This window comes from Ilyobacter sp., from assembly GCF_041583315.1.
Classification (GTDB): Bacteria; Fusobacteriota; Fusobacteriia; order Fusobacteriales; family Fusobacteriaceae; genus Ilyobacter.
The window spans coordinates 1-1,598 of sequence record NZ_JBFHGC010000608.1; the positions used below are offsets into that span (position 1 = coordinate 1).

Consider the following 1,598-nt stretch of genomic DNA (forward strand, 5'->3'; position numbering starts at 1 on the left):
AGGTTTTTGAGCTCCTTCATCAGAGAAAAATATCTGTTTTCAAAATCCTTTTTGAGATTTTTACTTTCTTCTACTTTTTTATTTTTTTCAAGTTCTAACTCTTGAATTTCAACCTGGTATAAATTACTCGTATCATCATACTCAAAAAGAGTCTTAGTAAATCCCAGAGATACAAGCCACCCATCGCTGGCTGTGTCAAAAAAAGTTCCTGCAGTTATACTAGGCCATTTGCTGTCATATTTTGAATATCTGTAATTCTCTTTGGATTTTTCAAATAACAGCTGGGCATTTTCCACTTCTCTCTCCCCTATACTGCGAAAACTTTCCTTTCCTAATTCTTCAACTTCAGAAAGGTTCTCTATCTCACTTCCAAGGGTATCTATTTTGTACAGATCATAAAAATCCACTTTAAGTTTAGCTATATCATCTTTCAGTTGTTTTATGTCAGAGCCGGAATTTTCCACAAGCATCTCAGAATATCTGTAATCAAATTCAGTACCTGTACCTATTTCCACATCTTTTTTCAGTTTTTCCATATCCTTCAATAGCTTAGGGTGAAGTTTTTCCTTTAGTTCCAGCTCCAGTTTTGTGTCCATATATTTTTGATACAGGGTAATAAGTCCCAGAATCTCTTCCTGCACTTTTTCTTCTTCCAGGTTCAGACGGTATTTTTTGTCATAGGAGAAAATATTGGAACTGTATTTTCTTTCACTGAAAAAGAGATCCTTCAGATCTTTTTCCACTCCTATAAGCTCCTCTTCTGTTTCTCCGGTTTGGTGATTATACTCAGCATAATATTTAAAAAAATCATATTTTGCAGAAAGTGTGCTGTCAAAATCCTTACTACCGGAGTAATCTGAATAATCTGACTGTGCTTCTAAATCTATCCCGTCTCTGTTGATACGGTTTATTTTTATCTCTTCAATATCCAGACGGTTTTTTTCAAACTTTTTGAATTCACTGGAATAACCCCTTCTCTCTACGTCTTTGATCATACCGTCTAGAGTCAGTCCATAAGAATGGAGTGTCAGTATCACAGAGAGAGAAAGTATTGTTAATTTTTTCAAAATAGTACCTCCTGTTGCTAGAATTTCAAAAGTAGAACAATGAGCCAGGTATTTCTCAATAAACAGCACTTCATATTATCCATACTCTAATATACAAATCGCTATTTGATTTTATATCTAATTTACTAAAAAGTAAAATTAATATTACAATTTTTTGAAAAAAAAAAGAGCCATAGGGCCCTTTAGATAGAATAGTATATAGATAGGTAGTTTAATACACTGCCTCCGATGACAAACAAATGCCATATTACATGGGTAAATTTGATTTTTTTAAGGAGATAAAATATTGCCCCTACAGAATAGGTTATACCACTTGCCAACAGAAGATTTAGTGCTTCTGAGTTCAGATTCGTCTTAAGATTTTTAAAAACAAATATTATCATCCATCCCATGAAAAGGTAGATAAGAGTGGAAACGAAAGTAAACCTTCCTGTAAATTTGATTTTGAAGATTATCCCCATGAGCGTGAGTACCCACTGTATACAGAGCAGTATAATTGCCACTTTTCCCTTTACTACAGTGAGCAGATAG

Annotated in this window: 2 protein-coding genes; both read right to left on the reverse strand. The window is 33.8% G+C overall.

Annotated elements, in window-relative coordinates:
- A partial coding sequence (locus tag ABZA26_RS14695) for a hypothetical protein (RefSeq protein WP_372715233.1) occupies positions 1–1,067 on the reverse strand: 1,067 nt, incomplete at its 3' end.
- Between the two features lie 182 nt (positions 1,068–1,249).
- The coding region (locus tag ABZA26_RS14700) for a hemolysin III family protein (protein WP_372715234.1) at positions 1,250–1,598 on the reverse strand (349 nt) is incomplete at its 5' end.